General features: G+C 55.9%; 24 protein-coding genes. 17 read left to right on the forward strand and 7 right to left on the reverse strand.

Translation table 11 applies throughout. The features are described 5' to 3' along the window. The coding region (locus ACYZYZ_RS09605) for an acyl-CoA dehydrogenase family protein (RefSeq protein ID WP_461484118.1) at positions 1-217 on the forward strand (217 nt) is incomplete at its 5' end. Between the two features lie 15 nt (positions 218-232). Here ACYZYZ_RS09605 and ACYZYZ_RS09610 read toward each other — a convergent pair. Next, a complete protein-coding gene (locus ACYZYZ_RS09610; protein ID WP_461484119.1) occupies positions 233-1,393 on the reverse strand; it encodes a type III PLP-dependent enzyme in 1,161 nt (386 codons plus the stop codon). A 157-nt stretch (positions 1,394-1,550) separates the two neighbouring features. Here ACYZYZ_RS09610 and ACYZYZ_RS09615 point away from each other — a divergent pair, with 157 nt between their 5' ends. Then, positions 1,551-1,976, forward strand: a complete 426-nt coding sequence (locus ACYZYZ_RS09615) for an Lrp/AsnC family transcriptional regulator (RefSeq protein WP_461484120.1) — start codon at positions 1,551-1,553, stop codon at positions 1,974-1,976. On the opposite strand, the gene ACYZYZ_RS09620 is transcribed toward ACYZYZ_RS09615, so the two are convergent. Then, the gene (locus tag ACYZYZ_RS09620; RefSeq protein ID WP_461484121.1) at positions 1,973-3,166 is read right to left on the reverse strand and encodes a CaiB/BaiF CoA transferase family protein; all 1,194 of its coding nucleotides are present in this window, start codon (positions 3,164-3,166) and stop codon (positions 1,973-1,975) included. The genes ACYZYZ_RS09615 and ACYZYZ_RS09620 overlap by 4 nt on opposite strands. Positions 3,167-3,178: 12 nt before the next feature. Beyond that, entirely contained in the window at positions 3,179-4,069 is an 891-nt protein-coding gene (locus tag ACYZYZ_RS09625; RefSeq protein WP_461484122.1) for an AEC family transporter, read from the reverse strand. 259 nt (positions 4,070-4,328) lie between these two features. Here ACYZYZ_RS09625 and ACYZYZ_RS09630 point away from each other — a divergent pair, with 259 nt between their 5' ends. From ACYZYZ_RS09630 to ACYZYZ_RS09700, 15 genes are all read left to right on the forward strand, one after another. Continuing rightward, positions 4,329-5,648, forward strand: a complete 1,320-nt coding sequence (locus ACYZYZ_RS09630) for an energy transducer TonB (protein ID WP_461484123.1) — start codon at positions 4,329-4,331, stop codon at positions 5,646-5,648. 10 nt (positions 5,649-5,658) lie between these two features. Further along, positions 5,659-6,519 (forward strand): hypothetical protein, encoded by an 861-nt coding sequence (locus tag ACYZYZ_RS09635; protein WP_461484124.1) that lies wholly within the window; start codon positions 5,659-5,661, stop codon positions 6,517-6,519. Between the two features lie 35 nt (positions 6,520-6,554). Next, on the forward strand, positions 6,555-7,739 hold the full coding sequence (locus tag ACYZYZ_RS09640) for a hypothetical protein (RefSeq protein ID WP_461484125.1): 1,185 nt from the start codon (positions 6,555-6,557) through the stop codon (positions 7,737-7,739). 4 nt (positions 7,740-7,743) lie between these two features. Further along, positions 7,744-9,237 carry a hypothetical protein gene (locus ACYZYZ_RS09645; RefSeq protein ID WP_461484126.1) on the forward strand — a complete coding sequence of 498 codons (1,494 nt, stop codon included), beginning with the start codon at positions 7,744-7,746 and terminating at the stop codon, positions 9,235-9,237. Continuing rightward, complete coding sequence (locus ACYZYZ_RS09650) at positions 9,234-11,291, forward strand: PEGA domain-containing protein (RefSeq protein ID WP_461484127.1); 2,058 nt, start codon at positions 9,234-9,236, stop codon at positions 11,289-11,291. Before ACYZYZ_RS09645 ends, ACYZYZ_RS09650 begins: the two co-directional genes overlap by 4 nt. A gap of 311 nt (positions 11,292-11,602) precedes the next feature. Then, positions 11,603-12,400 (forward strand): MotA/TolQ/ExbB proton channel family protein, encoded by a 798-nt coding sequence (locus ACYZYZ_RS09655; protein WP_461484128.1) that lies wholly within the window; start codon positions 11,603-11,605, stop codon positions 12,398-12,400. A 16-nt stretch (positions 12,401-12,416) separates the two neighbouring features. Continuing rightward, a complete protein-coding gene (locus ACYZYZ_RS09660; protein ID WP_461484129.1) occupies positions 12,417-13,718 on the forward strand; it encodes a hypothetical protein in 1,302 nt (433 codons plus the stop codon). Position 13,719: 1 nt separating this feature from the next. Continuing rightward, positions 13,720-14,784 carry a vWA domain-containing protein gene (locus tag ACYZYZ_RS09665; protein ID WP_461484130.1) on the forward strand — a complete coding sequence of 355 codons (1,065 nt, stop codon included), beginning with the start codon at positions 13,720-13,722 and terminating at the stop codon, positions 14,782-14,784. After that, the gene (locus ACYZYZ_RS09670; RefSeq protein ID WP_461484131.1) at positions 14,781-15,788 is read left to right on the forward strand and encodes a VWA domain-containing protein; all 1,008 of its coding nucleotides are present in this window, start codon (positions 14,781-14,783) and stop codon (positions 15,786-15,788) included. Before ACYZYZ_RS09665 ends, ACYZYZ_RS09670 begins: the two co-directional genes overlap by 4 nt. Positions 15,789-15,793: 5 nt before the next feature. Further along, a complete protein-coding gene (locus ACYZYZ_RS09675) occupies positions 15,794-16,438 on the forward strand; it encodes a hypothetical protein (protein WP_461484132.1) in 645 nt (214 codons plus the stop codon). After that, positions 16,435-17,112: a hypothetical protein gene (locus ACYZYZ_RS09680; protein WP_461484133.1), complete on the forward strand. Its 678-nt coding sequence runs from the start codon at positions 16,435-16,437 to the stop codon at positions 17,110-17,112. The genes ACYZYZ_RS09675 and ACYZYZ_RS09680 overlap by 4 nt, the downstream gene beginning before the upstream one ends. A gap of 320 nt (positions 17,113-17,432) precedes the next feature. Then, the gene (locus ACYZYZ_RS09685) at positions 17,433-17,615 is read left to right on the forward strand and encodes a hypothetical protein (protein WP_305170585.1); all 183 of its coding nucleotides are present in this window, start codon (positions 17,433-17,435) and stop codon (positions 17,613-17,615) included. A 219-nt stretch (positions 17,616-17,834) separates the two neighbouring features. Further along, complete coding sequence (locus ACYZYZ_RS09690; RefSeq protein WP_305170584.1) at positions 17,835-18,326, forward strand: DUF3237 domain-containing protein; 492 nt, start codon at positions 17,835-17,837, stop codon at positions 18,324-18,326. Positions 18,327-18,370: 44 nt separating this feature from the next. Then, a complete protein-coding gene (locus ACYZYZ_RS09695) occupies positions 18,371-19,384 on the forward strand; it encodes an NADP-dependent oxidoreductase (protein WP_461484134.1) in 1,014 nt (337 codons plus the stop codon). Positions 19,385-19,458: 74 nt separating this feature from the next. Next, positions 19,459-19,920: an EVE domain-containing protein gene (locus ACYZYZ_RS09700; RefSeq protein ID WP_461484135.1), complete on the forward strand. Its 462-nt coding sequence runs from the start codon at positions 19,459-19,461 to the stop codon at positions 19,918-19,920. Here the strand turns inward: ACYZYZ_RS09700 and ACYZYZ_RS09705 are convergent, their stop codons facing one another. Genes ACYZYZ_RS09705 through bioF form a run of 4 tightly spaced genes read right to left on the reverse strand, consistent with a single transcriptional unit; the run spans position 19,921 to position 23,601 of the window. Continuing rightward, positions 19,921-20,109, reverse strand: coding sequence for a DUF3094 domain-containing protein (locus tag ACYZYZ_RS09705; protein WP_305170580.1), 189 nt, complete (start codon positions 20,107-20,109; stop codon positions 19,921-19,923). Positions 20,110-20,136: 27 nt separating this feature from the next. Beyond that, entirely contained in the window at positions 20,137-20,820 is a 684-nt protein-coding gene (bioD, locus tag ACYZYZ_RS09710; protein WP_461484136.1) for a dethiobiotin synthase, read from the reverse strand. Further along, positions 20,813-22,414, reverse strand: a complete 1,602-nt coding sequence (gene bioC / locus ACYZYZ_RS09715) for a malonyl-ACP O-methyltransferase BioC (RefSeq protein ID WP_461484137.1) — start codon at positions 22,412-22,414, stop codon at positions 20,813-20,815. The genes bioD and bioC overlap by 8 nt, the downstream gene beginning before the upstream one ends. Continuing rightward, a complete protein-coding gene (bioF, locus tag ACYZYZ_RS09720) occupies positions 22,414-23,601 on the reverse strand; it encodes an 8-amino-7-oxononanoate synthase (protein WP_305170576.1) in 1,188 nt (395 codons plus the stop codon). Before bioF ends, bioC begins: the two co-directional genes overlap by 1 nt. Positions 23,602-23,627 lie beyond the last annotated feature (26 nt).

Consider the following 23,627-nt stretch of genomic DNA (forward strand, 5'->3'; position numbering starts at 1 on the left):
GGAACTGGTATCACTGTTGAAGCGCAACAACTGCAGCAAGGCCTTGGAAATAGCCCGGCTCAGCCGTGACATGTTGGGGGGCAATGGCATCTCCGAGGAATTCCCGGTGATGCGTCACCTGCTCAATCTTGAAGTGGTCAATACCTATGAGGGCACCAGCGACATCCACGCCCTGATACTGGGTCGTGCCCAAACGGGCATCCAGTCGTTTAACTGAGGTGTTTTATAGACATTAGCTCAGCACCACCACCATGGGCGGTGGAAAGCCGTTAAAACGTGTCGCACAACTGCTGGTATAGGCGCCGGTGAAGGGCAGAAACAACAGATCGCCCGACTGCATAGACTCAGGCAAAAGCTGGTTCCTGAGACAGATATCCAGGGAATCACAGGTGGGGCCAGCCAATGTCCAGCTGACCATTTCCCCTACCCTCTCGCTGATCACCGGATAGCGAAAACGGTCATTCAACTCCATCAATCCCCCGTAGATGCCGGTATCGAGATACAACCAGCGCTGACCGTTGCGAATCGCCGTCCCCACTACACGGGTTACCAGGCAGCCCGCCGACGCCACCAGGTTGCGCCCCGGTTCTGCAATCACGGTAAAGCCGTTATCCAGGTTGGCGAGTTCGTCATTAATACGTTTGCCAATGTCACTAATGGAAGGCACATCTGCGTGCATCTGCACCGGGAATCCGCCCCCCAAGTTCAGCAATCGCGGCCGGTAACCACGCTGCCTCATGGCACCAAAGGTACGTTGAGCGGCTCGAATCCCCTCCACCCAGTTATTGGAGTTAAGACACTGGGACCCCACATGGAACGTCACCCCCGCAAGGTCCATGCCGTATTGCATGCAGGCATCCATTACCGCTTCTGCCTCCCGGCCAATAACACCGAACTTGCCTTCAAGTGGCCAGGCAGCACCACGGTTACTGACGCTGATCCGTAGATATAGACTGGCCTGTGGGGCATGGCGGTGCATTTTTTCCACTTCAGCCACCGAGTCCACCGCATACCAGCGCACGCCGTGACTCACGGCATAGTGGATGTAGTCATCGGGTTTGATCGGGTTTGAGTAAAAGATGTTGTCCGGGTCCACTCCCATGTCCAGTAACACGGCAAGCTCTGATCGGGAAGCCACTTCAAAGTGGATGCCCTCTTCGTGCAGCACATCAAGAATACGCCGGTCGGGGTTGGATTTAACTGCGAAATGCGGACGCACCCTGGGCATCGCTGCCCGGAAACAGCGTGCATTGATTCTCAGCTGTTCGCTACTAACATACAGCAGAGGCTGCTGATACCCCATGATGGCAACCCGGTTTCTGGCCGTAGTCAACACAGCGGGCAGTGCCACCGGCAAGGGACGATCATCACGCCTCGCCTGTTTATTTGACATGGGTTCTTACCACTTAATGATACTTATTTTCAGTTTAGGTGGCGGGATGAAGGCTTGGTATGTGCAAGACCGACAGTTACGTCAACATGATCTATCCTTTTGATAAGAACACTGTCCAATGTGATCAAATCGCGGCATAGCCGAAGGGGTTCTGTGTATGGCTCCGGACCTGGATCAACGCCTGCTGGATCTACTCAGAAACAACAGTAGAGAAAGTATCGCCAACCTGGCGATTAAGCTGGGCGTCAGTCGCGCAACCGTAAAACAGCATATGGACACCCTCGAGCGGCGCAAAATCATCGAAGGCTATACCATCCGCTACCACCCGCAGCACCTGCAACAGATCAGTGCGTACCTGATGATAGAAATCGCCCCCAAACTCGCCGGTAATATCGTGCGCAGGATGGAAAAAATGCCCGCGGTAGAATCCCTGTTCAGCATCAGCGGCAATTACGACCTGCTGGCAGTGGTCAGTTGCGCCAACACCCGGGAGCTGGACCAGGCCATCGACATGATTGCCAGTCTTGATGGTGTAGAGAAAACCCTCACCAGTATCGTGCTGGGGGCAAAATTCCAGCGCTAGATCACGCCTTCCCGGCGCAGGGCCTGACGCTGCTCCTCATCTAGCCCCAGCAATTCTCCCAGCACCTCGTCGTTATGGCTGGCGACATCGGGACCCGGCCAACGGGTTTCCCCCGGGGTATCGCATAAACGCGGCAGCATGGCCGGGATTTTTAAGGGTTCACCGTTGATCTGTACCTGTTCATAGAGACCCCGCGCATTGAAATGGGGGTCTTCCAGCATATCTGACACATTGTAAATGGGCCCTGCGGGAACGCGTCCTTCATCGAGCCGGGATAACACTTCTGCACTGGGCAGGCTGCCACACCAGGCCGCCAGAGCCGCATCAATTTCCTGCTCATGTTTTACCCGGCCCACGTTATCCGCCAGTCGTGGATCATCTGCCATTTCGGGGCGGTTGGCTGCCCGCATCAGGCGCTTGAAAATGGAGTCACCATTTCCGCCAATTACCACGTATTTATTGTCCGCACAGCGGTAGGTATTGGTGGGAACAATGCCCGTCACCGTGGTACCAGAGGGCTCACGTACCACCCCGGCACCATCGAACTCGGGAATCACCCCCTCGAGCAGGTTGAACATGGCTTCGTAGAGCGCCACATCGATGACCTGGCCGGTACCGCTGGACTGCCGCGACAACAGTGCCAGTGTCACCCCAAAGGCAGCATGCAAGCCTGCGATACTATCCCCCAGGCTGAGATTGGGCCTGACCGGGGCCTCACCGGGAAATCCATTCAGGTAACGGAAACCGCTGATGCCTTCGCACACCGAGGCAAAACCCGGCTTACTGGCATAGGGGCCGTCCTGGCCATAGCCTGAAATGCGGGTATAGACCAGACCCGGGTTTGTGGTTTTAAAACGCTCTGGCCCCAGGCCCCATTCCTCCATTACGCCGGGACGAAAGTTTTCAACCAGCACATCCGCACCATCAATCAGCCGGGCTGCCAACTCCTGCCCCTTGGCGGATTTAAGGTCCAGGGTAATGCACTTCTTGTTGCGACCCAGACTGCGCCACCATAGCGATGTACCGTCCTTTAGCTGCCGCCAGTTACGCAGGGGGTCACCACCACCGGGGGGTTCCACCTTGATAACTTCGGCACCGAAATAGGCCAACAACGAACCGGCAAACGGCCCGGCCAACAGCTGGCCCAGTTCGATGACCCGATAACCACTCAACGGTTTAGCGGTGTTCATAGTTACGTTCCCTTATATCAGGATAGCCAGCAATAGCGGCACGACCACCAGCGCCATGACGGTCGACGCCACGACAATCCCGGCCACCGCTGCGGGTTCCCGGTCATATTTGAGTGCCAGCAGGTAGTTAAACACGGCTGCGGGCATAATGGCCTGCAGCAAAACCACATTGCGCGCCGGGCCACTCATCCCCATCCAGGTCACGGCCAGCCAGGCAAAGGCCAGACCGCCAACAATCCGCAACAGGGATAGTCCCATACTTCGCCACCAACCGGTTGTGGATAAGGTGGAAAGAGAGACACCCAGCGTCAGTAACATCAATGGAATGGTGAAGTCACCCAACAGTTTCAGGGTGCTATCGATCCAGACAGGCAACTGCACATCGCTCGCCAGCATTATTAAGGCAATCGCAATGGCATGGATAAGGGGTTGTTGTAACAATCCCCTGAGCGTCGCCCAAAGCCCGGTACCCGACCGCGACATCAGCGCCACACCAAAAGTCATCAGCGTCGTCATCTGCACCATAAAAAACGCTACCGCCAGCGCCAGCCCTTCCTCACCAAAAGCGAACAGGCACAGGGGCAACCCCATATTGCCGGTATTGGGAAATACAATGGGCGACAGCAGTGCACGCAGGTCACCGCCCATCAGCCGAATCACAATAGCGCCCAGCAAGGCAGTCCCCGCCAGCACCACGCTGGCAGCTATAGCCACCTGGGCAAACCCCTCCCCTGAGATATCCGCTTGGCTAATGGCTGACACGACCAGGCAGGGCGCGCCAATATTCATCACCGCCCGAGTGACAAACTCCGAAGCATAGGGCACCCGGGAACGTCCCCAGCAAAAACCGAGACCGATGACAATCAGCACTGGCGCCATGACATTCCAGAGTTGCACTAGCATTATTTTTTTCGACTCCACGATTTTTTAAAAACGACAGCGTTATACTGGCCCTCGCCGCCAGTACTTGTGTCACCCCATATGGCGACATAACAGATCATTGATCATGATGGCGCAGGCACTTGACGGGACCGGGAACGGGGAACGATCTACCGTTCACCTTCTCTAAGAAGACGATCAACCGACAGGCTTCCAAGCTATGGGTTTTACCCTGAAAACATCAGGTTTTTTTCTTTTACTGCTCCTGCTTAGCGGTGTGGCGATGAGCGCCACGCCCGAGGCAGCCCATCAGGAGGTGAAGGATAACGCACCCGCTGATAACGGTGAACTGCAGAGTACCGACAGCGAAGTCCTGCCCCGTCTCGAAACCGCGCTGGATCGCACCATTGCCAACTACCAGGCTGCCATTGCGGAACGCGAAGCCAACTACGGCCCCTTCGATCAGGAGCTGTCAGAAATGAGTTACGGTCTTGGCAACACCCTGTTTCTCAGCCTGCGTTTTCCGGAAGCAATGATGGCCTACCAGCGCGCCATGCACCTGGACCGAGTTAATCAGGGTGTCTACAGCCTGGGGCAGGAACCGATGTTGCGGGGTATTATCGCCACCCAGCAAGCGATGGGTGAACCCGATGCCACCTCGGAAACCTATTTGCAGTTGCTCTGGCTTTACAGCAAGGCCTACGGTGACACTGACCCCCGCATGATCCCCATACTCGATGAAGCCAGCCGCTGGCACATGCAGGCCTACAGCGCCAGTGGCATGCGCGACGATGTCTTCCATCTGCACATGGCCAGGGGTTTTTCCACCCATGCCATCAATATCGCCACGGAACACTTCGGAGAGTCTGACCTGAGACTGGTGGGACTGCTTCAAAACACCGCGCTGGCCAATTATTACCTCGAACAGCACCAGAAAAGTTATCCCGGCGTCGCCGGCTGGGAAGACACTGAAGCCATGTTCGACCGCCTGCCAAACATTGAGTGGATACCCCAGGAATTGTACTGGCGAAGAAATTTTTCGCGGGAAGGCCGCAAAGCCTGTAAAAAAATGATCAGTATTCTGGAAAACAACCCAGCAGCATCCCCCCAGGACAAGGCCCGGGGCTATGTCGCCAATGGCGACATGCTGTTGCTGTTAAACAAACCGAAGTCAGCCATCAAATCTTACCAACGGGCCCAATTGCTGCTGGAACAGGAAGCGCAAGATAAGCCCATGATTGAAGAACTGTTCGGGGCACCGAAAATGCTGCCGCAACCCCGATCTGCACCAATACCCTCAGTGCCGGAAAACATCAGCCAGCCCGTTGACGATGATACAAAGCTATCTTTTGCCGACTTTGTGGGAGAGAGTGTTGACCCCTTGCCCCTGCCGACCCCAAAAGAATATGTGATGGTCGCTGTGGATGTGTCGGAAAAAGGCACACCCGATAACATCAATATTGTTAGCATACACGCCGACGAAACCGAGGGAATGGAAAAGCGCGCTCGCAGGGCCATCACCGGCAGCCGCTTTCGCCCTCGCTTTGAGAATGGTTCCCCGGTCACGACCCAGGCATTGCCGGTCAAGGTCTTGATGAATTAGGCTAATCCGCATGAAATATCTTTACCCATGGCTGCTGCTGTCTGTGCTCCTGTTGACCGGCTGCCCCACCACACCCTCTTCCAGCAGCAGCTCTCAGAGCTCATCGTCGAGCTCCTCCAGCTCGCAGAGTTCCAGTAGCCAAAGTGCCAGCGAAAGCGAGGAAAGTGAGGAAAGTACAGAAGCTGCTGCTTCACAGGCAGAAAGCAGTACGGCTGCGGGAGCAGAAACACAAAGTGAGCAAACTGAAGCATCGGAACCGGAGAGCGCTGCGGCAGCCAGTGCTCGCGGCGCTGGCTCACCAGAAGATGAAGGCAGCCCTCAACTGCCAGAGCCTCCCGGCGGTGGACAACCAGGCTCCGCAGGAGGCCAGCTGCCCCCCGCTGGCGGCGACATCCTCACCGAGGAAGAAAAAATTTCCACCCTGGACGCACAACTGGATGCCTCTCTGGTGGGCTTCGACTCCATGCTGGGCGGTGAGCGAACCAGCTCAGGCAGCCAAATGGCAGAAGACGGTGAAGATGCCGGTTCTGCGGGCAGCGCAGGCGGTCCACTTTCAGGGGAAGGTGAACTGGCCGGCGAACCCGGCGGTGGCGCTGTAGGCGGTGCCGGCGAAGAAGGTAGCGACGAGCAACCCTACGGCGGTTGGGGCAACAGTGATACCAACACCGAAGGCAAAGCAACCACGATTTATGGCCGGGATGGCGGCGTGGCAGGCACCTTGCCCGGCAGCCAACTGCCCACCAACATCCCCAATGGCAGCGATGATGACATCGTCGCTCGCCAGATCCGTGAGGCTGCCATGCGAGAGCCGGACCCGGTGCTACGCGAAAAGCTTTGGGATGAATACCGCAAATATAAAGAAGGGCAATAACCGTGCTAGCTTTCCCGGTTTATAGGTCGCGTGCTGTGACAGCCTTGTGCTTTCGTGTAAAAGCCCTTGGCCTATTACTCGTATTGCTAACTCTGGCCGGTTGCGCCAACACCAACCGTGTCACCACCACGGTGATCACCCCACTTGAGCAGCCAGACGCCATCGCCAATGAATCCCTGCTGCTCGATTTGGCAGTGCTGCCCTTCGATCCGGGCCTGGAAAATATCAAGGCTGACGATACAACGGTATCACCCACCGTGCGTAGTGCCGAAGCCCAGTACCTTCCCAACCAACTGGCAGAAACCATTCAGAAAACGGCAGCTTGGGGCGCGGTACGTCAGGTTCCCAGCCACAATACCGTGGTCGATGTCTATGTCGCTGGAAAAATTGTTGAGTCCACCGGCGAGACTCTGACCCTGAAAATTGATGTCAGCGATGCCAGCAATCGCCACTGGTACAGTAAAACCTACACGGAAACCGTTGGCAGTTACGCCTACGATCAGCAGAACCGGACACAGCAGGACCCTTTCCAGGGGCTGTTCAACCGTATCGCCAATGATTTGCTGGAGTACCGTCAACAACTTCCACCGCAACAGATCACCAACCTGCGGGCAGTATCCAACCTCAGATTTGCCAAGGACTTTTCCCCGGAAGCCTTCAGCAATCACATCACCGAAGCACCGGATGGCCAACTGCAAATAACCCGTCTACCGGCGGCTAACGATCCCATCCTGCAACGGATACAACGCATTCGTGAACGGGACTACCTGTTCATCGATACCATGCAGGAACATTACGATACTTTTTCCCGGCAAATGGACACCCCCTACCAGGAATGGCGGGCTGCGAGCTACGATGAAATGGTCGCCGTGCAGGAGCTGAAACGCCAATCCCGCACCCGCACCATTGGCGGTATTGCGGCGGTGATCGGCGGTATTATCGCCTCCGGCAGCAACAGTGGTTCAGGGCGCGCTGCGGGTGCAGTGGCCATCGGCACCGGCGCCATGATGGTCAAAAGCGGCCTATCCAAGCGTGGCGAGCTGAAAATTCACGAGGATGCCCTGACCGAAATGGCCCAGTCCCTCGAGGCGGAAGTCGCCCCCCAGGTCATCCAGCTTGAAGATCGCACCATTACCCTGACGGGCAATGTGGAAGCCCAGTACCAACAATGGAAAACGTTGCTGCGTGAAATCTACCAGGCAGAACGCGGCGGAATCTGAAGTCATGGCAGACAGTAACGATTTTGAGCCCATTAAACCGGCCGAATTTCCCCTGACCCAAAACACCCTGCAACCCGGCGAACCTGTGCCCTGGCAGCAACGTCGTTCTACCTGGGTGGCGCTGGCCATTTGCGTGCTACTGGCGTTGCTGGTCATTTTTGTACTACCGGCCCTGGTGCCGACACCGAAAGGCCCGCCGGTGGCCATTGAAACGGGTAACAGCCAGGCTCCCGCCCTGTCCGAGTCCCCGTTTCGGGATGCTCAACTGGGCAATGCCCGCCGCGCCGCACAGGATGTACTGGCCAAAATTCTCGAGAAGAAATCATTTCTGGAACAAAAGAATATCCAGCAGTGGGGAGCTTCCGCCATGACGGACGCCCTGAAGGCCGCCACGGAGGGCGACCGGTTTTATCAGCAGCGCGATTTTCCCCAGGCACAAGCCCGCTATGAAGAAACACTGTCTAACCTTCAGGCCCTGGAGGACAGTATTCCACAACGCCTGGCCGCTGCGCTGACTACCGGCAACACGTTCCTCAGTGAAAGCCATGCCCTCAAGGCACAAGAGCAGTTTGAACTGGCACTGGCGATTGATCCCGACAATCGCGAGGCCGAAATCGGTCTCTCCCGAGCCACAGTGCTCGACCAGGTTACCGACTTGCTAAACCAGGCGGATCTGGCGGTGCAAAACAGCGAACTTGAGCGTGCCCGCCAGCTATTCAACCAGGTCATTTCCCTCGATGCGTTGAGTAACAGAGCAAGAGACGGTCTGCAGCAGGTTACACAACAGATCAGCCAGCAGGCTTTTAATGAGGCCATGAGCCGGGGATTTAACGCCCTGGAAAGCAACCAGCTCACGAAGGCTAGAACGGCATTCAACGAGGCCCTGAAGATACAGCCGGACAGTGATGCCGCCCGCAAAGGCCTGGCGCAAACCGGAAACCGTAGCACTCAACAATCGATTCAGTCGCTGATGACCAAAGCAGAACAACAGGAGGCTGACGAGCAATGGCACTCGGCCAGAGACAGCTACGCCAAAACCCTGACCATCGACAGTTCGCTGATGGCTGCACGTCTGGGCCAGCTGCGTAGCGGCGCACGGGCAGACCTTGAAGATCGCATCATGAAAATACTCAACGACCCGTTGCGGCTTTCCACAGCCTCAGTGCGCAAACAGGCGACACAGGTATTGCAGGATGCCCGGGGCATCAAGAATCCCGGTCCCAGGCTGCGCGAGCAGATCTCCCGCCTGCAGAAAACCATCCAGACTGCCGTCACACCGTTGACCATCGAATTTCTATCTGACAACGACACCCATGTCACCCTCTACAAGGTGGGCGAGTTGGGACAGTTCAATCGCAAACAACTCGAACTGATTCCCGGAAACTATGTGGCAGTTGGCAGTCGCTCTGGCTACCGGGATGTGCGCGTGGAGTTTCAGATCACAGCAACAAGCCGTGACAAGCCGGTGATTATCGTCTGTACGGAGCCGGTGTCATGAACGAACAGAAAAATGATCATGAGGCTATCCAGCCGCTGGCGTTCACGCCCTTGGCAGAAAATACCGGTGCGAAACGCTTTCGGTTAAAGCCCCTGCCAATGTTGCTGGGTCTGGCCCTGATTGCCAGTCTACTGGTTATGGCCTTTCTGCTCAGCGCCCGCTCGGTGGTGGTCAAAATCACTCCCGACAATGCCCGTATCGATATCAGTGGCGGCATCAGTTTTGCCCTGGCCGATCACTACCTGATGCGGCCGGGTGATTACCAGCTTGAAGCAGAAGCAGAAGGTTTTGAAGTACTACAGTTACCGTTCACGGTCGGCAAGGATGATCATCAATTGCTTCAGTTGGAGATGCAGAAGCTGCCAGGTCATCTGGCCCTTACCACCGAGCCGCCGGGAGCCGAAGTCAGTATCAATGATGAGGCTGTGGGTGCCGCGCCGCTCACTATTTCTGATCTGACGCCAGGTGACCATACCCTGACTATCTCTGCACAGCGTTACCTTCCGGTAACCCGTGAGATCAACATTGAAGGCATGGACACCACCCAGTCACTGTCCGTGCAACTGGAACCCGCCTGGGGCCAGGTATCCCTGACCTCCTCACCACCCGGGGCAACCGTCAGTGTCGGCGATGAGGATCGGGGTGTCACACCCCTCACCACCGAACTGCTGGCCGAAGGCGAAGTGATCAAAGTGGCTTTACCCGGTTATAAAACCTGGCAGCAAAGCCTGAGTGTCGCCATTGGTGAAACCCTGGCGGTTGATGATATCCAGCTAGAGCCGGCAGACGGGCTTCTGCAACTCAGCTCCACCCCCAGCGGTGCCACAGTTACACTTAACGGCGCTTACCAGGGCACAACCCCACTGGATATCGAATTAACGCCACAACAAACCCACCAGTTGACCCTGTTTTTCAATGGTTACAAAACGGCAAAACGCAGCCTGACCCTCTCCGCAGGCGAACAGCAAAGTATGTCAGTACAGCTCCAGGCTAACCTGGGAGAAGTCCAAGTCGTGGCCAGCCCGGCCGATGCCTCGGTATGGATTGACGGTGTGATGCGCGGGACACAGGGGCAAACCTTCACCCTGCCCGCCAGGCAGCACCGGATTGAACTGCGCAGAGCTGGCTATGCCACAGCCACACGCACGGTCACCCCGCAACCGGGCCTCGACCAGGTGGTGAAAGTCACTTTGCTCACTGAGCAACAGGCTCGCTGGGCATCGGTACCCGAGAAAATCACTACCGCCAACGGTGCCACCCTGCTGCTATTCAAACCACGGAAACCCTTCACCATGGGTGCACCCCGCCGGGAAAGTGGCCGACGGGCCAACGAAGTGCGGCGCGAGGTGCTGTTGACTCGCCCCTTCTACCTGGCCAGCCATGAAGTCACCAATCGGCAGTTCAAACAGTTTGCCCGTACTCACAGCTCCAGCCACGCGGGTGGTATTACCCTGGACCAGCCGACCCAGCCCGTGGTGCGGATCAGCTGGGAGCAGGCAGCTCGCTACTGCAACTGGCTCAGCGGCAAGGACAACCTGACACCGTTCTACCGGGAAGAAAACGGCAAGATCAAAGGCTTTGCCCCCTCTGCCAACGGATATCGTTTGCCCACAGAAGCAGAGTGGGCCTGGGCAGCAAGGGCCACAAGTGGGGGCGAAAAACGTTTTTCCTGGGGCCAGCAATATCCGCCCGCCAACCGCTCGGGAAATTTTGCCGACACCAGTGCCGGTCGCCTGGTCACCGAACCCATCAAGGGGTATACCGATGGCTTTGCTGTCTCGGCACCGGTGGGGAGCTTCCGCCCCAATCACCGCCAGCTGTATGACCTGGAGGGAAATGTGTCAGAGTGGGTAAACGACTACTACGGCATTGAGCTGGGCCTTGGCAGCAGAGCTGAAAAGGACCCGATGGGGCCCGCCACGGGAGATTTGCGCGTAATACGTGGCGCCAGTTGGCGACATGGCAACATCACAGAGCTACGCTTGTCCTATCGTGATTACGGTGAACAACCCCGGGATGACCTGGGTTTTCGCATTGCCCGGTACGTGGAGTAGACACCCATGTGGAGATTCGTGAAATACTGGTTACTGGCGGCTACGCTCCTACTTGCCGGATTACCGACAATGGCAGAGGAACCTGCCTCCCCGCCACCGGAACCCACCGAGGCAACCCGTGTAAAAACCAACAGCAATAATAATGACACCACGGAAAACAGTACCCCTAGCCCGAGAACTAAGGCACCTGAATTTGATCCGAGTGAACAAATTTCCGAGGATTTATCGGTTCCGTTCCCGGTGGATATATAGTGGTAGGGTTGAACACAATCAACATCGGCACCTGACCTGTTGCAGCTAAAGGAAACACCATGCGCAATAACACCTCATCGGAATTCCTCTACCAGTTATTTGCTCTGATACTGGCACTGATTCTGGTGCACACGGTTTATGTCACACTGATTCGACCCAACGCCAACCTGGTACTGGAACAACAACTCGCCCGGGAAGCCGCCGGGGAAAGCTACGTGGCCGAAAGATCTTTTTATGTGGTTGTGAAGGATTACGAACAGGAAGCCTGTTTCATTCTGATGCTCTGGGCCTGTGCGATCATGGGTTACAAAGCGCGCCGCAGCCTCAATGAGCGCAAGCTGCTCACACAACCATTACTAACCGTGCCCGATGGCAGCCGCGTTTTACCTGAAGATGCACGCCAGCTGTCACGGCCCATCCAGGCATTGCCTGCCGTACAACAGGGTTATCTGTTGCCGCGCACACTGTTAGCGGCCTTACAGCGCTTTGGCTCCACGCGGAATATCCAGGATGTCTCCCACGCAGTGGGAGAAGTATTGGACACAGAGTCCGACCGGCTCGACTCGGAACTCTCCATGGTGCGCTACATTGCGTGGGCCATTCCCTCGATCGGGTTTATCGGCACCGTGCGGGGGATTGGCGAGGCACTCAGTCAGGCCCACAAGGCGGTACAGGGTGATATCGCCGGTGTCACCGCCAGTCTCGGCGTGGCATTCAACTCTACTTTCATCGCCCTGGTCATCAGCATTGCACTGATGTTCCTGCTGCACCAATTACAGCTTCTGCAGGAACGGCTGGTGCTGGATACCCACAGTTACTGTGACACCAATTTAATGCGTCACCTGAAAACCGATTAAGTCGGGCTCCCAGACTATGCCTACCGCCATTTTTGAATTGAACGACAGCGGCCTGTGCTGTGCCACCAGCCCGGACAATCTCATTGTCAGTCCCGGCTATGCCCTTCTCACTGATAACGGTATTACCACGGGCCAGGAAGCCCTGGAAAAAGCCTATCTGGAGCCCCGACAGAGCTTCAGCCAATACTGGCGCCAGTTAAACCTGTCGCCCCTACCAATCAACAGCAGAGTCGCCAGACATCACGCTGATCTGGCCTATGCCCAACTGCTGCAGTTATACCGGGATACCGGCAGCCCCGAGCGAGTCATTTTTGCGGCACCGGGAAACTTTGACCGGGAACAGCTGGCTATCCTGCTGGGATTGGCCAACGCATCCCCCTTCGAAGCTGCGGGGCTGGTGGACGCCTCCGTGGCCGCCGCCTCTCAAGCCCAGACCCGCGGCGATTCACTGCATGTGGACATCCAGTTACACCAGACGGTCATTACCCGTCTACAGGCGGACCAACAGATTTCCCGAACTGCGGTTGAAATTTTGCCTGAGCTGGGCATCAAGAGCTTCTATGACGCCTGGGCACAGCTTATCGCCGACCAGTTTATTCGCCAGTACCGCTTTGACCCCCTCCATACCGCAGCCGGTGAACAGCAGCTGTATAACCAGTTGCCGGGCTGGCTCCAACAGATGGAGACCCAGACAGAAATCGGTGTCGAGCTGGACAGCCCTCAGGGCCGTTACCGCATCAACCTCAGTCGGACCCAGCTTCTGGACAGCACCGCCACACGCAACCAGCAATTTCAACGCCGCCTGATTGAACTCCGGAAGTCCAATGAAACCCTGCTCTACAGTCACCGCATGGCGCTGCTGCCGGGGCTGGTCATAGAAGATGCACCCACCCAGGTGTTGTCAGCAGACTCAGTAATTCAAGGCTGTCTACAAAACCTGGACCTGATCTGCGGCTCCGGTGACCTACCTTTTATCACCCGCCTACCCCTGTCCAAATCACCACAGCGGAATACAACGCCGGGCAAGAGCGACCCGCAGGCAGCAACAACCCCATCCCCGGGCAACACCCCCAGCCACGTGCTCTACCGGCACCGGGCCTATGCCATCCACCCGGGTATGGGAGTGGCCATAAACGGCGACACACTGCTGATCGACTGTGAGACTGATGTGGCTTTCCGCTTTACCCTCGAAGACGGAATCCTGGCGCTGGAAGGCGACCGGTCACAGATCCAGTGCTACGGAGACGTGAACAACCTGATCACTGGAGACAGCCTACTGATCGGCAACCAACGTCTGGACCTTATCGAGGTGGACTGAGTTGCGGAAGAGCAAGCACCGTGTAAGCGCCTTCAGTCTTTCTTTTCTGGACATCATGGCCTGTGGCTTTGGTGCCGTTACCCTGCTGTTTCTGATCCTTAAACACGATGCCAATGCCATCGCCACCGCCCAACCCGATCAGGCAGCCGAGGTTAACCTGTTGCAGGTGGATATTCGTGAAGGCGAAGCTGAACTGGTGGCCCTGAACAACAGCCTCGCTGAAATGGAAAAGCGCCTAGTGGAAGCCCAGGGGCTCTCAAGCCGGGTGCTCAAAGAGATTGACGATACCCGGCGCGAACTCAGTATCCAGAAGGACCCTGAACAGGATATTTCACTGCTACGCAAGCAGGTGGAAGAGCTGGAGCAGGAAAATGCCAAGCTGCTGGAAGAAGGCAATGCCAACAATGTGCGGCGCTTTGTGGGCCAGGGTCAACGACAGTACCTGACCGGACTGAAGCTGGGGGGCAAGCGCGTACTTATTCTGGTGGATGGATCGGCCAGTATGCTGTCCGACTCGCTGATCAATGTCATCCGCACCCGAAATATGAATGATACCGCCAAGCGCAATGCCGATAAGTGGCGTCGCGCGGTGCGCACCACCGAGTGGCTGGTAGCGCAGCTGCCACCCGACAGCCGCTACCAGGTGTACGTTTTCAATACCGAGGCCAAGGCGCTGTCCGGCGATACTGGCCAGTGGCGCGATACCGCAGACCGCCAGGGTCTGGATAAAGTCATGCAACAGCTCAGCCGGCACGTGCCCACTGGCGGCACCAGCCTCATCAACGCCTTTGATGCAGCCAACGGCTTCTCGGGCAAACCCGACAACCTGTTTCTGATCACAGACGGTTTACCCACCCAGGGGCGCAAACCTTCCGGAGATCGCATTATTTCCGGCCGCGATCGCCTCAAACTGTTTGCCAAGGCCGTTGAGGTCATACCAAAGCGTATGCCGGTGAACGTCCTGCTATTTCCCATGGAAGGCGATCCCTTCGCCGCCGCCAGCTTCTGGCAGTTGGCACTGAACACAGAGGGCTCCCTGTTGAGCCCATCGCGAGACTGGCCATGAACCGCGGTCGCCGTCGTGAACGGGGGCAAACCCCAGAAATTAGCATCTCCTTTCTGGATGTCATCAGCTGTGGGTTTGGCGCCATTGTGTTGCTGCTGCTGATTGCCAAAACAGTGGAGTCTACAGCCTTCGAAGAAACCGATGTTTCCCTGAATGGCAGCGTAGCGGAGTTACAACAGCAATTGTTTGAAATTCGTGGTGAAGTCAGCGTACTCAACCGCGACCTGAACTCCAGGGAAGAACAGCTTTCAGAGATCCAGCTGCGCATCGCCCGCCTGCAGTCTGAGCTGGCGAGCGTACGCCGTCAGCGGGACGCCATTGCACAGGTTGATACCACCGAACAGGACAAGCTGACACTGGCCCTGCAGACACTCACCGAAGAAATGAAGCGTTTGCAGGCTCTGCAGAATCGTTCCGACAAAGAACTGATCGGTGGAATACCCGTAGACAGCGAGTACATTGTGTTTATCGTCGACACCTCGGGCAGTATGTTCAATTTCGCCTGGCCCAGGCTGCGACAGGAAATGATTCATATCCTCGATATCTACCCCAAGGTAAAGGGAATCCAGGTCATGAACGATATGGGAGGCTATATGTTTTCCAGCTATCGGGGTAAATGGATTCCGGACACGCCTGCCCGGCGCAGGGCAATCATTGAACGTCTTGCTCACTGGACACCTTTCAGTAACTCCAGTCCGGTGGAGGGCGTGCAGCATGCCATTCGCAGCTTCTACGCTCCCAACCGCAAGATCAGCCTCTATGTTCTAGGCGATGACTTTACCGGCGACTCCATCGATAACGTACTGGATACCGTGGCAAAAATTAACCGCGAGGGCCGCAGCGGCGAACGTCTGGTTCGAATCCACACCATCGGCTTTCCGGTTCATTTCCTGGTACGCGGTGGCAACCTGCAGACTGCATCAAGATTCGCTGCATTGATGCGAGAACTGAGCTATCGTAACGGCGGAACCTTTGTCGCACTGAACGGCCTTAAACCCGAATGATGCCAATGAACAAGAATCCGGCCACACGCCTTGTTTCATCCCTGTTGCTTCTGACCATTGTGCTGCTGAGCGGCTGCTCGACCAATGTGACGGTGAATGGCGACTACCCCAGTGCCCTGGCACGCAAACAGCCCCTCCACGTCGGCCTGGTCATGGACGATCAATTCAGCCACTACCAGTTTGAAAGTACTGATGACAAGCAACTGCCGGTCACCATGGCGCTGGGAGAATCCCAGGTTAAACTGTTCAGCCGCGTATTCGCCGACATGTTTATCAGCACAACAACCTATAACAGCCCGCCGGCAAAGAACCCTGCCCTGGACCTGTTGATCGTGCCAGTGGTGGAAGAAGTCCAGCTCGCTACCCCGTTTGAAACCAAGCTCAACGTCTACGAGGTTTGGATTAAATACAGCCTCAAAGTGCTGGACGGCAACGGACAGCCCATCGCCGACTGGCTGATGAGTTCCTATGGCAAGACCCAGAGCCGTTTTCTGAAATCTGACGAGGAGGCGCTCAACCAGGCCACGATCTCGGCACTGAGAGATGCAGGAGCACGCCTGGTTCTGGAATTCCACAGGGTTCCGGAAGTGAAGCGCTGGCTGGCCAGTCGTCAGGCGGATACACAGCTCAGCAGGAGCGATATCCCTTGAGAGCGCTTCTGTTTCTACTTGTCTCAGCCATCTCCTTGCTGCTGACCGCCTGCGGCACCTCAACCCATGTTGACGAATACCGTGTGTCCGAGTCCCGCCTGCCGGTCAAAGCCAGTGAAAAAATCGTCATTATGGGGCGGCGTCACGCCGGTGAGTACGAAACCGAACCGGATTTTATCGACTGTATTGGCAATAAACTGGTCACCGGCGGCCAGGTGGCGGTCATGCCAGAGCAGCAGTTTCTCGACAGTCTGTATCCCTGGTTCGAACCGCGCACGGCTCCCCTGGGGCTCAAGCGCATGGGCGGCATGATGAGAGACCCCCTTATTGCCACACGCATTCGCAAGCTGGGTATCCGCTACATGATCTGGGTGGACGGCAACACCGAAACCACGGAGAAAAACGGCGGCTTCAGTTGTGGCCTGGCCCCCGGGGGCGGCGGCTGTTTTGGTTTTGCCTCCTGGGATAAAAACTCCAACTATGAAGCCATTATCTGGGATCTGTCGAAGCTCGATGAAAAAGGGCGCGTCAAAGTAGACAGCAAGGGCTCATCCTATCTACTGGCCATAGGCGCCCCCATTCCTTTTATAGCCCAGGTTCAGGGTGAAGCCTGCGAAGGAATTGGCACAAGACTACAAAGCTTTTTTTCATCGGCAAGCCAAAGCCGGGAATAATGATCTCTTCCAGCACCCGACACCGTTGGCATCCGCTTTACTATATCTATCCTGCCCTTAGCGCCAAAAATCGATACCGCCACAACCTCCTATAATGCCTCCCTTGGTGGGCTATCCAGCACTTCAAACCTACAGGTCAAGGCCAGGGTGAGGATCAAGTCTAATCACCAACCAGTTTAAGTTGGCCGAGGAACCAAAAACAGGGCAGCGAATCTAATTGGTCCACGCAAAATGCCAAACAGACTGTCCAAAAAATAATTCGCCATCCCGCGGTCATATTTGGTCTATATTTTATGCTTGATACCAGGAGGGAGTGCGCTGTGAAACTGATTCACAACGATAATAAGACGACAACACTGGTAACTGCCGATGACCTTAAAGCGGTCAAGAGTCTTGATGCTAACCAGGCGCAAAAACCATTGAGCAAGGATATACACAATTTCAGACAGACAGCCGTATATCTTGATGAGATCGTTCTGAAAAGCGACCTTGACTGGTTTTAAACTTCAGCAGATAAAAATTTAGTATGCTCGGCGGGGCAATATTGTACTGGGCGTTCAACTATAGATAGAATAAAAAACCCCAGGGGTCGAAAGACTTGATCTCCCGACACCATAATAACGATTAAAAACAATCTAAAAACAACTTAAAAACAAGAAGATGTGGAGTAGGCAGGCATTGCTTTACCCATCCAAATCATAAGACTCCAAGGAGATAGTTCTATGGCAGCAACTGAAGGCCAGCTACCCAGCACCCAGATCACCACCGAATACCTGATGAGCTATGTCGCACCACTGGATCCTCCTGTGCCGATTGATGACAGCCTACTCATCGTTAACGTACGTCCAGGTGGTTGGGTCAAGGGACCTAAGATCGATGGCCAATTCGTTGCGCCTGGCGCAGATTGGTTGCGTATCATGCCTTCCGGCGCCATGCGCCTGGATGTGCGTGGCCTGATCGAAACCGATGACGGCGCACACATCTATATCTCCTATAACGGCATTATCAAAAGTACCCCAGAAGTCATGGAGAGACTCAATAACGGGGATGTTCTCACCGACCGTGACATTCCCTACTTCATCGCCGCCCCCACCTTTCAGACCGCCTCCGAACAATACGGCTGGCTCAATGACATTCAAACCATTAACAAAATGACGGAAATTCAGTTTGGTCCGGAAGGCTATGTCAAATATGATGTTTTTCTGGTCCGCTGATTGATTAAAAATCACGAATAATAAGTACTCACAGGAGAGTAGGTATGACTGAAACAAACCGCGTCTGGCGTTTGAGAAAACGCCCCGTTGGCGACATCACTGACGATGTTCTGAGTCTTGAAAATGAAGCTATTCCTGAGCCAGGGGAAGGTGAAATTCTGTTTCGCCTGAACTATCTGTCACTGGACCCAACCAACCGCATCTGGATGAGCGACATGGAGCAGTACATGGAGCCAGTGGCCCTGGACGCACCCATGCGTGGCGTTGTCTGTGGCACAGTGATTAAAAGCAACACCCCCGAATTCAAGGAAGGCGATATCGTCAGCGGCATTGGCACTTGGGCTGACTATCAGATCGGCTCCTCGGCCAGCGTCGGTCTACTAGGTGACACGGGTGATGTCCCAGTCATCGATGCTTTCGGCACCCTGGCACTGGTCGGGCCAACAGCCTATTTCTGTCTGCTGGACATTGGCGACCCCAAGCCAGGTGAAACGGTTGTGGTCTCCACCGCTGCCGGTGCCGTGGGCGCACTGGTGGGCCAGATCGCCAAAATCAAAGGCTGTCGTGCTGTCGGCCTGACCGGCTCCGATGAAAAATGCCGCTGGATCACCGAAGAGCTGGGCTATGACGTGGCTATCAATTACAAGACCCAGGATGTGGGCAAAGCGCTGGCTGAAGCCTGCCCCAACGGCATCGACGTCTACTACGACAACGTCGGCGGGAAGATTCTCGACGAGTGTCTGAAACTGATGAACCTGCACGGGCGTATCCCCACCTGTGGCCTGATCTCCCAGTACAATGCCACTGAACCGGTGCCCGGTCCCTACAACTATGACCTGATCCTGATGCACCGCCTGAAAATCCAGGGGTTCATCATTCTCGACTACATGGACCGCTACCCGGAAGCCCTTGAGGCCCTGAGCGGCTGGATGAAAGAAGGCAAGCTGAAAGCACGCCTGGATGTAACCGACGGACTGGAAAATGCCTTACAGGCCGTTAAGAAGCTCTATACAGGCGACAACATGGGCAAACTGATGGTGCGCGTCAAAGACGTCTGACAACCAAGCATTTTTGTGCCGCGGCAAAGGGCGGTTCCGGGCAACCGGGACCGCCCTTATTAATGGTTTTTGAAATGAATTACTGGCTGTTTAAATCCGAACCGGATGTTTATGGCATTGACCACCTGGCAGCCGAACCCCTGCAGCAGTGCCGCTGGGATGGCATTCGTAATTACCAGGCGCGCAACTTTTTGCGGGATAAAGTACAGGTCGGGGACCAGGTGCTATTTTATCACTCCAGCTGCCCACGCCCCGGTATGGCGGGCGTTATGGAAGTGGTGAAAGCGGCGTACCCTGATCCCGCCCAGTTCGATCTTGAAAGTGATTATTTTGACCCCAAGGCAACGCAGGATAAGCCTCAGTGGTATGCGGTGGATGTAAAGCTGCGTAAAAAATTTGCCCGACATCTGCCCCTCTCTGCGCTGAAAGCTCACCCCGACCTGAAGGACATGATGTTATTTCGGCAGGGACGGCTCTCAGTGGTGCCAGTGACTATGGCAGAATGGCAAACCATTGAGAGCATGGTCAAGGGTTAACTAAACGGCGCCCACGGAACTGGCAAAAATCCAGGCGGCACCACCTAAGGCAGCCACCACAATCCACCACAGAAACAACAGACTAAAACGAAACGGCTTTCGCTCCACGGAATGGATACCGGAATTCACGACACCACGTATCCGCTCCAGATCCTCTTCGGAATACTCTTCTTCACTTCTCATACCCATACGATTTCTACCCCTAAGTTTAATTCACTACTGCAACAACTGATCGATTGCCACATGAGTTGCTGCCTGTTCTACACAATTATCAGCCAGAAATGGCAATTCGGCGATCAATGGACAATCTAACCTCTGTTGTAAACAAGCCATATTGTCTTCGTAACAATCCATTTCAGGCGTGACCGAATTGGCTACCCAACCTGCCAGCTCCAGGCCATCACGACGGATTGCCTCGGCGGTCAATAGGGCGTGATTAATACAGCCCAATTCCATTCCGACCACCAAGATGACCGGCAGTTGCAGGATTTTAACCAAATCTGCAAAAGTTTCCCGCTCATTTAATGGCACTCGCCACCCCCCTGCCCCTTCAACCAGCAGCAGATCTGAGGGCAGCATCATAGAGCCGCGACAAAAACCTGCCAAGCGATCAGCGCTGAGGCGGCGGTTTTCTCTGGCAGCGGCAATATGCGGAGCAATGGCCGGGGCCAGCGCCACCGGGTTGATCTGCGCATAACTCAGCGGCAAAGACGACTGTGCCTGTAGTGCCAGGGCATCCTCATTGCACAACCCCTTTTCAGTCAACTCACAACCTGCGGCCACGGGCTTCAAACCGATGGTCCGCAGCCCCTGTTGCCTGGCTGCACACAACAGGGCTGACGTCACCAGTGTTTTGCCGACACCGGTATTGGTGCCCGTGACAAAAAATTGCTTAGCCATCTTTTCTCGCGACCCCATAAATCACTTCCCAGGTCGCGGGCAGTTGGCCATCGCTGTCACGGAATCGTTCGTAAGCCGCCATTAAACGGCGAATTGGATCGCGCCCGGTCATTTTTGGGTTACGGCCCTGATTGACATTGTGCGCGCCCAATCCTTTCAGTTCCGACGTCAGGTGACGTAAGTCTCTGTACTGTAATACCTCAGGCTCTACCGTGAAATGTTCGAAGCAGAAACCTGCCTGGGCGAAAACTTCATGCCAATGTTGCGCCGACTGAAAGCGATTGACATGCACATACCCATCCACGGTTGCCCAGGCATTGCGCAACTCATACAGGGTCTGTTCCCCCAACGAAGTAAACGCAACAGCGCCACCGGGCTTCAACACTCGCGCCAGTTCCGCAGCCAGTTGTGGCAACCGTTCACACCACTGGAAAGCCAGGTTGGAAAAAACCAGATCCACACTCTGATCCGGCAAAGACAGTGACTCCGCATCATCACAAAGCCACATGGCACAGTCACCGTGTTGCTGCTGAGCGTAGTCAAGCATCCCCTGAGCAAGATCAATGCCTTTCAGGGAAGCAGGTGAATAACGTTCTGCCAGCCGAGTGGTGAAGTATCCCGTCCCGCAGCCCAGATCCACAATCGACAACAGCTCCATAGTGGGAGACAGCTGTTCCAGCAACTGCTGCCCTACCTGACGCTGCAGTCGGGCCACACTGTCATAGCTGTTGGCCGCCCGGCTGAACGATTGCGCGATGTGGGTCTTATCCAGCCGGTAGCGGTCGGTCTGAATAAAATGGATTATCTCCTCTGCCAAACGTTGGGGACAGCTGAGAAGGGGAATATGAGCAGTCCCATCCAATACAACCGACTGCTGAGCAGGGTTCAGTGCCTGTAGTGCCGCGGCCGTTGCGCTGGGAACCAGTTGATCAGCCCCCCCGAATATATGCAGGCCGGGGACTGACAGGCTGGCCAGCGCCGCGCGGTTATCCAGTAACTGCAGCAAGTCCAGGCCGCGTCGCCAGGCGGCTTCCTGGGAATGAGAAGGCACCCCGGACACACCACGAAGTTGTATGATCAGCTCACGTTCGTGGTCATCTCCCCGGCACTGCAAGCCCTGGAAACGTTTCAGGCAGAGCGCCGGTTGTTGTCGAAAAGATTCATTGAAGTCAGCAAACTCAGCACTGGTCATGGCCGAAGACCAGCCATCTGTTTGCACAAACACAGGGTTACTGGCGATGGTCAACAGATGGACGATACGGTCCGGATAACGGCTGGCCAGTGCAGTCGCCAGCATGCCCCCCAGTGACCACCCCACCAGGCTGCACCGTTCTGGCAGTATCGCCAGCAGGGCCGCCATATAATCGTCTGGATCATCGTTATTCAGCGCCGGGCTTTCACCGAAACCCGGCAAATCGACCAGCAGTACATGAAAGTGCGGCGTCAGCAGGGGTAGCATTTCCTGCCAGATGTGGCTGTCACTCCCCCACCCGTGTAATAACACCAAAGGCTCTTCCTGGATCGGAGTTCCTTCACAGGCATGGTGATACACGGCGACTGAGCCATCTGGGAGATTTTTCAGGGGTGCCGCCATCACAGTCCTTCCTTTTGCAGCTCGGTAAGACTGCTATCGATGGCATCCACCAGGGCATCAACCTGCTCCTCCGTGTGCTCAGCACACAGGGTTACCCGCAGCCGAGCACTGCCCACAGGCACCGTGGGCGGGCGAATCGCCCCCACCAGAAAGCCTTTCTCGCGGAGCCTTTCTCCCACTTTCTGGCAAAGCGCGTCATTTTTCAGAAGCACTGGCTGGATCGGGGTCGATGAGTCCATGAGTTCCAGTCCCAGATCGGCAATGCCCTGTCTAAAGCGTGAAACGAGACTTTGCAGCTTTTCACGCCGCCAACTTTCACGGCGCAGAATTTTCAGGCTGATACGGGTAGCCGCTGCCACTGATGGTGGCAGCGCCGTGGTGTAAATATAGGTACGCGCATACTGAATCAGGGTATCGACTAAGGCTTCAGAGCCGGCCACAAAAGCGCCGAAGGTACCGAAGCCCTTGCCCAGTGTGCCCATCAGGATGGGCAGCTCTTCCACGTCCAGCTGGCACTGTTCCGCCAGGCCACCACCGTTCTCACCCAGTACGCCAAAGCCGTGGGCGTCATCCACCATCAACCAGCCATCGTACTGACGGCAGACAGCAGCCATCTCCACCAGCGGAGCAACATCGCCATCCATACTGAAGACACCATCGGTGACCACCAGCTTGCGCCCGCCTTCGGTTTTCGCCAGGCGCCGGGCGAGATCACTGACATCGAGGTGCTTATACCGTTGGCAACGGGCATTGCTCGCCAGGCCACCATCGAGCAGGGAAGCGTGATTGAGGCGATCCTCAAACACATGGTCACCCTTGTCCACCAGGGCGCGAATAGTCCCCAGGTTGGCCATATAGCCAGTGGAAAACAACAGTGCTCTCGGGCGTCCGGTAAAGGCTGCCAGTTCCTCTTCCAGGGCGTGGTGTTCCTGGGAATGGCCGTAAATAAGATGGGAGGCACCGCTGCCGACACCGTAAGTCTCGACACCACGGCGCAGACTGTCGATGACTGCCGGGTGGCTGGCGAGGCCTAGGTAATCATTGCTGCAGAAGGCCACACAGGTCTTGCCGTCCACCTGCACAATGCTGTTCTGCGCAGACTGTAACAGGTGTCGCTGGCGGTAGAGGTTATCTGCCCGGCGCTGCGCCAACCGCTTCTGCAGTTGCTGATCCATGGATAGGGACATATGAACTCCCGGGTGACCAGCAGACA

It is taken from the genome of Porticoccus sp. (assembly GCA_023261185.1).
Taxonomy (GTDB): Bacteria; Pseudomonadota; Gammaproteobacteria; order Pseudomonadales; family Porticoccaceae; genus Porticoccus; species Porticoccus litoralis.

What these genes read in the sequence shown, in the direction of transcription:
- ACYZYZ_RS09610 (WP_461484119.1), bottom strand. Translation starts at nt 1,393, where the DNA reads ATGTCAAATAAACAGGCGAGGCGTGATGATCGTCCCTTGCCGGTGGCA.
- ACYZYZ_RS09615 (WP_461484120.1), top strand. Translation starts at nt 1,551, where the DNA reads ATGGCTCCGGACCTGGATCAACGCCTGCTGGATCTACTCAGAAACAAC.
- ACYZYZ_RS09620 (WP_461484121.1), bottom strand. Translation starts at nt 3,166, where the DNA reads ATGAACACCGCTAAACCGTTGAGTGGTTATCGGGTCATCGAACTGGGC.
- ACYZYZ_RS09625 (WP_461484122.1), bottom strand. Translation starts at nt 4,069, where the DNA reads ATGCTAGTGCAACTCTGGAATGTCATGGCGCCAGTGCTGATTGTCATC.
- ACYZYZ_RS09630 (WP_461484123.1), top strand. Translation starts at nt 4,329, where the DNA reads ATGAGCGCCACGCCCGAGGCAGCCCATCAGGAGGTGAAGGATAACGCA.
- ACYZYZ_RS09635 (WP_461484124.1), top strand. Translation starts at nt 5,659, where the DNA reads ATGAAATATCTTTACCCATGGCTGCTGCTGTCTGTGCTCCTGTTGACC.
- ACYZYZ_RS09645 (WP_461484126.1), top strand. Translation starts at nt 7,744, where the DNA reads ATGGCAGACAGTAACGATTTTGAGCCCATTAAACCGGCCGAATTTCCC.
- ACYZYZ_RS09650 (WP_461484127.1), top strand. Translation starts at nt 9,234, where the DNA reads ATGAACGAACAGAAAAATGATCATGAGGCTATCCAGCCGCTGGCGTTC.
- ACYZYZ_RS09655 (WP_461484128.1), top strand. Translation starts at nt 11,603, where the DNA reads ATGCGCAATAACACCTCATCGGAATTCCTCTACCAGTTATTTGCTCTG.
- ACYZYZ_RS09660 (WP_461484129.1), top strand. Translation starts at nt 12,417, where the DNA reads ATGCCTACCGCCATTTTTGAATTGAACGACAGCGGCCTGTGCTGTGCC.
- ACYZYZ_RS09670 (WP_461484131.1), top strand. Translation starts at nt 14,781, where the DNA reads ATGAACCGCGGTCGCCGTCGTGAACGGGGGCAAACCCCAGAAATTAGC.
- ACYZYZ_RS09675 (WP_461484132.1), top strand. Translation starts at nt 15,794, where the DNA reads ATGAACAAGAATCCGGCCACACGCCTTGTTTCATCCCTGTTGCTTCTG.
- ACYZYZ_RS09690 (WP_305170584.1), top strand. Translation starts at nt 17,835, where the DNA reads ATGGCAGCAACTGAAGGCCAGCTACCCAGCACCCAGATCACCACCGAA.
- ACYZYZ_RS09695 (WP_461484134.1), top strand. Translation starts at nt 18,371, where the DNA reads ATGACTGAAACAAACCGCGTCTGGCGTTTGAGAAAACGCCCCGTTGGC.
- ACYZYZ_RS09700 (WP_461484135.1), top strand. Translation starts at nt 19,459, where the DNA reads ATGAATTACTGGCTGTTTAAATCCGAACCGGATGTTTATGGCATTGAC.
- ACYZYZ_RS09705 (WP_305170580.1), bottom strand. Translation starts at nt 20,109, where the DNA reads ATGGGTATGAGAAGTGAAGAAGAGTATTCCGAAGAGGATCTGGAGCGG.
- bioD (WP_461484136.1), bottom strand. Translation starts at nt 20,820, where the DNA reads ATGGCTAAGCAATTTTTTGTCACGGGCACCAATACCGGTGTCGGCAAA.
- bioC (WP_461484137.1), bottom strand. Translation starts at nt 22,414, where the DNA reads ATGGCGGCACCCCTGAAAAATCTCCCAGATGGCTCAGTCGCCGTGTAT.
- bioF (WP_305170576.1), bottom strand. Translation starts at nt 23,601, where the DNA reads ATGTCCCTATCCATGGATCAGCAACTGCAGAAGCGGTTGGCGCAGCGC.